Source organism: Anabaena sp. AL93, assembly GCF_001672085.1.
Classification (GTDB): domain Bacteria; phylum Cyanobacteriota; class Cyanobacteriia; order Cyanobacteriales; family Nostocaceae; genus Dolichospermum; species Dolichospermum heterosporum.
In genome coordinates this window covers 70,470-76,690 of sequence record NZ_LJOU01000008.1, presented here as the reverse complement: position 1 = coordinate 76,690, position 6,221 = coordinate 70,470, and the positions used below count along the sequence as shown (strand labels likewise).

The window sequence follows — 6,221 nt, the reverse complement described above, 5'->3', positions numbered from 1 at the left end:
AGGTGGGGGAGGTAGGGGAGGTAGGGGAGGAAATTCTTCACCAATCACCAATCCCCAATCACCAATCCTCAATCCCCAGTCACCAATGCTGTAAAATAGTTTTCAAATCCTGGTCTAGTCAAAAACTCATGACTACAGTTACATCACAAGAGATTGCAAAATTTCGTTCTCATTTAGCAGATGATCCGCAAGCAATGGAAGCATTAGACTTGATAGAGGATTGCGATGGAGATTTAGAAGATGCGGTAATGACTCTGGCTATTCGGGCTGGACAAGAACCAGAACAAACTAATTCCGACTGGTTGGATGCTTTAGCCAAAAAGTGGCGGGCGGTAATTTGTGAACAAGAATATCGAGAAAACTTGTTAAATGGGTCAATTCAAGGGATGATAGTACATCTAAGGACAATACCGAGTTTTCCCAAAAGTCTGGCTACACCGGTTTTAATTTATATTCTTAAACAAGGTGTGAATAATTTTTGTGAGCCTTTGGATTTGCTAAAGTCACATTAATCCTGAGTTTTAAAATTGATGAATTATCTTGTTGCTGTATTATCAGATCGCATCCAGGCTGAAGCCGCTGATTTAGCTTTAGAAAGAGAAGGGATAAATGGCACTATTCTTGGTAGGGGCTATAAAAGTGCTGATGAGTTTGGTTTAATTGATCCCAAAGAACAAGCGAAAAAACAAGTCAAGCTAATGGCGATTTGGTTAGTACCATTTGGCTTTTTTTCCGGTTTTACCTTCAGTTTGATTACCGGTTTGGATACCTTCGCATGGGCTGGGGAAATTGGAAATCATGTAATTGGCGGCATTCTGGGCGCTGGTAGTGGTGCAATGGGTAGCGTATTTGTAGGTGGTGGAGTGGGTTTATTTGAGGGTGGTGGTGATGCTTTACCCTATCGCAATCGTTTAGATGCAGGTAAGTATTTAATTGTGGTACAGGGTTCGGAAACTCTGACTCGTCAAGCTACTCGCATTCTCCGCCAGTTTGAACCAGAAAATATTCAAGGTTATGCGGAAAATAATTAGTAGATACCAGATCCCCGACTTCTCAAAGAAGTCGGGGATCTATCTCCTCCTGCTCCCTGTCACTCCTATAATTCCATGCTACCTAGAGAAGAACTTTTAAAAGGTGTTGAAAACCGCGATACTGTCGCCCGTGTAATTGATCAAGCAGATCAGGCTATAAAGACGTGGGAAGTAGTATTTACAGATTTTTTGTCTCCGCCGGAGTTGGCGGAAATTCAACGGGTATTTAGCCGCTTGACGGAGGTGCATTCGGTAGCGTGGGGTGGATATCCACAGGCGGAAAGACAAAGGTTAGCGATCGCTCGTGCTGATTTACCATTAGATCAGTCTGAAGTGGCGATTGTGGCTTTAGAAATTGCTGGTAATTTCTTGTTTGATACAGCAAATCACCGGGATTTTTTAGGCGCAATGCTGGGAACGGGGATTGTGCGTGAAAAAACCGGAGATGTGATTGTATTGGGGGAAAGAGGGGCGCAGGTGATTGTTGTGCCTGAATTGGTAGAATTTTTAGAGATGAGTTTACAACAGGTGCGTTCTGTGCCAGTGAAAACTCGACGCATTGAGATTAATGAGTTAAAAATCCGTGAACCGAAGAAGAAGGAAATGACGACGGTGGAGGCTTCTTTGCGGTTAGATGCAGTGGCTTCGGCTGGGTTTGGGATGTCCCGGAGTAAGATAGTAGATTTGATAGACTCTAATGATGTGCGTGTCAATTGGAAGGAAGTCACCCAAGCCAGTTCTCACGTTAAAACAGGGGATTTAATCGCTATTCGGGGAAAAGGGCGGTTGGAAGTTGGGGAAATTGCGGTAACGAAAAAGGATCGCTATCGGGTGCAGTTGACTAGATATATGTAGGATAAAATTTTGGTTTTACGGGTTGACAGATTATGTTTTATGTGATAGATTGTTAATCTGTGTTGATTACGGACGGTTAGCTCAGGTGGTTAGAGTACATCGTTGACATCGATGGGGTCGTTGGTTCGAGTCCAATACCGTCCATATTTTTATCTCTCATCTGTATTTTTCTTTTCTGCTATTCTCAATTTAGCAGAACGGGAACGGGGGTTTTCTTTTATTTCTTCTTCTGTGGCAATTATGGGTTTTTTTGTCAATACTCGCAATGAGGGGGAATTTCTCAAACCATGTTTAACTGGTCTATCTTCTAAACTGTGAAAACTGATTATGGCTATTCTTCCTTCAGGAATTAGCGCGTGAGGTGCTTTTTCTATTAAGGTTTCCAGGACTTTTAATTCGTCATTGACAGCAATTCGCAAAGCTTGAAAAACACGGGTTGCGGGGTGAATTCTCCCATGACGATATTTAGGAGGGACGGAGTAGGCGATCGCATTGGCTAATTCTGTAGTAGTGTTAAATGGGCGTTTTTCAACTATTCTTCTGGCTATTCTGCGAGAAAGTCTCTCTTCACCGTATTTAAAGAAAATATCCGCCAATTCTTTTTCACCCCATTCATTGATAATATCTCCAGCGGTGAGGGATTGTTGCTGGTTCATTCGCATATCTAAATTTGCGGTATTTCTAAAACTAAAACCACGTTCTGGGTTATCTAAATGATAGGAACTTACTCCCAAATCGGCTAAAATTCCATGATAGGTATTTTCTGGAAATTGGTAATTAGCAAAGTTGCTATGAATAAATTTGACTCTATTTCCAAATTCTGCTAGATTCTCTTTTGCTGCATTTAAAGCATCTTCATCTTGGTCAAGTGCGGTAATTTTCACATCTTCAGCAGTTGCTAATATTAACCGACTGTGACCACCACCACCAATGGTTAAATCTAAATAATGTCCACCAGGTTGGATATTCAAACCTGTAATCACTTCTTGACTGAGAACAGGAATATGGGAAAATGTAACTTCTTCTAAATCTATGGGTGTTTGTGAATCTGATTTCATTATAAAATTCTTAGTAATAGGAATTAAACATTAATAAAACTTATGTACAAATAAGGGAAAAATAAACCACGAAGAAGCGAAGGACACGAATTAAAGAGGGTTTGAGAGATTTTTTGCATAGGTCTTGATAATTAGGAAGCAAGTTTAGCATTGATAAAACTGAAGATTTTTTCTAATTCCAATAAACCAGACAATTCTGCTTGTTCATCTGAATTAAGTAGATTTTCTTTATTCTTTTCTAAGAGTTCTTATAAAATAAGTTGTAACTCTTCAGTAAAAGAAAAAGGACAAAATTGATCTGAAAGATTCAGGTTTATTCCATTTGGTAGCCAAGATGAGGGTTGTTTCATTAATTCTTTCATAAATATCTCCTTAATTGACAATTTTGCTTAACTAAGTTTAGATAATACTTTTGATTTATTAAAATGTAAGTGCTTTTTGCTTTTCAATGACAGAATTAAAATCAATTCCCTTCCAATCTTTAAATAATTTAGCAATTTGTTCAGGTGTTGTAAAATTGTCTGTAAAATATTCAAACTTACCACTATCAATATTTAGGAAAAAATTCAAAAAGCCACAATGATCTTTTACACCAAAACCAAGAGAACAATCAACGCGCCAATTATCTATACTTGTTCCATATTCATTAATAATGGCACAGATTTTTTCAATTTTAATAGAATATTTTTGGCATAATTCTAGTAATTCAGAAAGATTTTTACCAATTTCACAAAATAACTCTATTGCTTGATAGGTTGAATTGGTAGGACGATATTTAAAATCAATTAATGATTCACAAATATCTAAAGCTTCCAAAAATTTTTGTTCAGATGTTTTGTTCATTATAAATATCGAGAATATTGATCATATTTTGAACAAGCGGCGGTTAGAAACCGCATCTACACAGACGAAACCCACCTTCGTGGGTTCTTAATTTAGTCCGCAAAGGCGGACTTTGCTTGTGTAGCCGCGAATTCCATTCGCCGGGATTTTATTTATTCTAACGGAAAACCGCCATATTTTTCAATTATTTGATCAACATCTTCCATAATCTTTACAGTTTCCGATATGATGGAAATTATATTTTGATAATGGCTAATATCATCAAAATTCAATTGTCTCCCTTTTCTATCTTTCAGCCATTTTTGACAAACTTGATAACCTCCAATATAAAAATTCCAAATTTGCGAGGGAACTTGATCAAAATACTGTTCGGAATTTATCCAAATTTGTTGATGATTTTCATTATATTTGACTTGTTCGACAAGATCAGAACCAGGAATAGCATAAATAGAAATTTCTGTTGCTGTTGCTTTCATTAAAACCCGTTTCCGGTACTCGATGTTGAGCGAAACGGATAAACTTTACATAATCATCTAATAATCCTTTGGGGTTTCTTTCTCCTCTTTAGCTTCAATATGACCAACATCTAAAACACCATTCTTTACCAAAAAATCCGGCGCACCGCAAGCGATTCTTTCCGGTTCATTAATAGCTTGAATACCAGAATCTAAAGACTCCATTAACTTCCTCAAAGCTGGACGATAACTATGCTCAGTAGCATTTTGTCCTTGATAAACTTGATTAACTTCCTGAAAATAAACTTGCAAATAATTCATAACTAAATCACACCCCTTAAAAACTCTGCTTCTCTTACTTTGCGCCTTTGCGCCTTTGCGTGAGCTAAAATTTAACTATAGATATTAATTAGAGTAATTATAAATTAAATCTATCTTGCCACGAAGACAAAATCAGCAAAATCACCAAGCCATTGATACAATTATAGTTTAGTCATCTGCACCGGGAAGATTTTTCCCATTCCCACAACCCCAGGTACATGAAAAAAATCCAGATTCTCAATCCCTTATATATCAGGCTTACCTATAATAATTGAAGAAGCTGCACAAAATAAAACATCAAGTACAAAACCGACTCTGCTATTCTCTCTCCAACGTCACCTGTAGAGATAACCTAGAAATTATCCCTATAAGCTAAATTTTGGCAGACAATAACAATCGTGGCAGGTTAATCTTAGCGGGTCAATTTACAACATCCACAACGGGAGAACAGCAAAATCTATGAGTAGAATCGAAACCCGCACTGAACCGATGGTGCTAAATATGGGTCCTCACCACCCATCAATGCACGGGGTTTTACGTTTAATTATGACCTTAGATGGTGAAGATGTCGTTGACTGTGAACCAGTTATTGGCTATTTACACCGGGGAATGGAGAAAATTGCCGAAAACAGAACTACAATCATGTACGTCCCCTACGTTAGCCGTTGGGACTACGCTGCGGGGATGTTTAATGAAGCGGTGACAGTTAACGCACCGGAAAAATTAGCGGGTATCACCGTTCCTAAACGTGCCAGCTATATTCGCGTGATTATGCTGGAATTAAACCGCATTGCGAACCACCTATTATGGTTTGGTCCATTCTTGGCTGACGTAGGCGCACAAACACCCTTTTTCTACCAATTCCGGGAACGGGAAATGATTTATGATCTGTGGGAAGCTGCAACTGGCTACCGCATGGTTAATCATAATTATTTCCGAGTTGGTGGTGTAGCTGCGGATTTACCTTATGGTTGGGTAGATAAGTGTTTAGATTTCTGTGACTACTTTATTCCCAAAGTGGATGAATATGAACGCTTAGTTACTAATAACCCGATTTTCCGCCGCCGGATTGAGGGTTTGGGAACTATTAGCCGTGAAGAAGCGATTAACTGGGGACTTTCTGGACCAATGTTACGGGCTTCTGGGGTAAAATGGGATTTACGAAAAGTTGACCACTACGAGTGTTACGATGATTTCGATTGGGATGTTCAGTGGGAAACTGTTGGTGATTGTCTTGCACGTTACATGGTACGGATGCGAGAAATGCGCGAGTCTGTTAAAATAGTTCGGCAAGCGATCGCTGGATTACCCGGTGGACCCTACGAAAACCTAGAAGCCAAGCGGTTAATGGCTGGGAAAAAATCCGAGTGGGATGCTTTTGATTACCAATTCGTTGCTAAAAAAGTTTCTCCTACTTTCAAAGTTCCCAAGGGTGAAATCTACTCCCGTGTTGAAAGTGGTAAGGGAGAATTAGGAATTTATTTAGTAGGTGATAATAATGTTTTCCCCTGGCGCTGGAAAATTCGCGCCGCAGATTTCAACAACCTACAAATTCTACCTCATTTACTCCGAGGAATGAAAGTAGCAGATATTGTTGTTATTCTCGGTAGTATTGACGTAATTATGGGTTCTGTTGATAGATAATCAATCTTGATACT

8 protein-coding genes and 1 tRNA gene are annotated in these 6,221 nt (G+C 38.9%); 5 read left to right on the top strand and 4 right to left on the bottom strand.

Annotated features, from left to right (window positions below):
- Window positions 1-128 precede the first annotated feature (128 nt).
- From AN486_RS03610 to AN486_RS03595, 4 genes are all read left to right on the top strand, one after another.
- Window positions 129-512, top strand: coding sequence for a hypothetical protein (locus AN486_RS03610; RefSeq protein ID WP_053538888.1), 384 nt, complete (start codon window positions 129-131; stop codon window positions 510-512).
- Between the two features lie 18 nt (window positions 513-530).
- Entirely contained in the window at window positions 531-1,031 is a 501-nt protein-coding gene (locus AN486_RS03605; RefSeq protein ID WP_053538887.1) for a hypothetical protein, read from the top strand.
- A 75-nt stretch (window positions 1,032-1,106) separates the two neighbouring features.
- Complete coding sequence (locus AN486_RS03600; RefSeq protein ID WP_290599330.1) at window positions 1,107-1,886, top strand: photosystem II S4 domain protein; 780 nt, start codon at window positions 1,107-1,109, stop codon at window positions 1,884-1,886.
- A gap of 70 nt (window positions 1,887-1,956) precedes the next feature.
- Window positions 1,957-2,030, top strand: a tRNA-Val gene (locus tag AN486_RS03595).
- Between the two features lie 5 nt (window positions 2,031-2,035).
- On the opposite strand, the gene rsmH is transcribed toward AN486_RS03595, so the two are convergent.
- The 4 genes from rsmH to AN486_RS03575 form a co-directional block, all read right to left on the bottom strand.
- Window positions 2,036-2,944 (bottom strand): 16S rRNA (cytosine(1402)-N(4))-methyltransferase RsmH, encoded by a 909-nt coding sequence (gene rsmH / locus AN486_RS03590; RefSeq protein WP_190383943.1) that lies wholly within the window; start codon window positions 2,942-2,944, stop codon window positions 2,036-2,038.
- A 420-nt stretch (window positions 2,945-3,364) separates the two neighbouring features.
- A complete protein-coding gene (locus AN486_RS03585) occupies window positions 3,365-3,787 on the bottom strand; it encodes a hypothetical protein (protein ID WP_053538885.1) in 423 nt (140 codons plus the stop codon).
- A 152-nt stretch (window positions 3,788-3,939) separates the two neighbouring features.
- Window positions 3,940-4,263: a type ISP restriction/modification enzyme gene (locus AN486_RS03580; protein WP_053538884.1), complete on the bottom strand. Its 324-nt coding sequence runs from the start codon at window positions 4,261-4,263 to the stop codon at window positions 3,940-3,942.
- Window positions 4,264-4,320: 57 nt separating this feature from the next.
- Window positions 4,321-4,563, bottom strand: coding sequence for a hypothetical protein (locus tag AN486_RS03575; RefSeq protein ID WP_053538883.1), 243 nt, complete (start codon window positions 4,561-4,563; stop codon window positions 4,321-4,323).
- A 459-nt stretch (window positions 4,564-5,022) separates the two neighbouring features.
- Here AN486_RS03575 and AN486_RS03570 point away from each other — a divergent pair, with 459 nt between their 5' ends.
- Entirely contained in the window at window positions 5,023-6,207 is a 1,185-nt protein-coding gene (locus AN486_RS03570) for an NAD(P)H-quinone oxidoreductase subunit H (RefSeq protein WP_290599326.1), read from the top strand.
- The last annotated feature ends 14 nt before the right edge of the window (window positions 6,208-6,221 follow it).

Bases quoted from the DNA above. Each gene is read 5' to 3' on its own strand.
- AN486_RS03610 (WP_053538888.1), top strand. From the start codon at position 129: ATGACTACAGTTACATCACAAGAGATTGCAAAATTTCGTTCTCATTTA.
- AN486_RS03605 (WP_053538887.1), top strand. From the start codon at position 531: ATGAATTATCTTGTTGCTGTATTATCAGATCGCATCCAGGCTGAAGCC.
- AN486_RS03600 (WP_290599330.1), top strand. From the start codon at position 1,107: ATGCTACCTAGAGAAGAACTTTTAAAAGGTGTTGAAAACCGCGATACT.
- rsmH (WP_190383943.1), bottom strand. From the start codon at position 2,944: ATGAAATCAGATTCACAAACACCCATAGATTTAGAAGAAGTTACATTT.
- AN486_RS03585 (WP_053538885.1), bottom strand. From the start codon at position 3,787: ATGAACAAAACATCTGAACAAAAATTTTTGGAAGCTTTAGATATTTGT.
- AN486_RS03580 (WP_053538884.1), bottom strand. From the start codon at position 4,263: ATGAAAGCAACAGCAACAGAAATTTCTATTTATGCTATTCCTGGTTCT.
- AN486_RS03575 (WP_053538883.1), bottom strand. From the start codon at position 4,563: ATGAATTATTTGCAAGTTTATTTTCAGGAAGTTAATCAAGTTTATCAA.
- AN486_RS03570 (WP_290599326.1), top strand. From the start codon at position 5,023: ATGAGTAGAATCGAAACCCGCACTGAACCGATGGTGCTAAATATGGGT.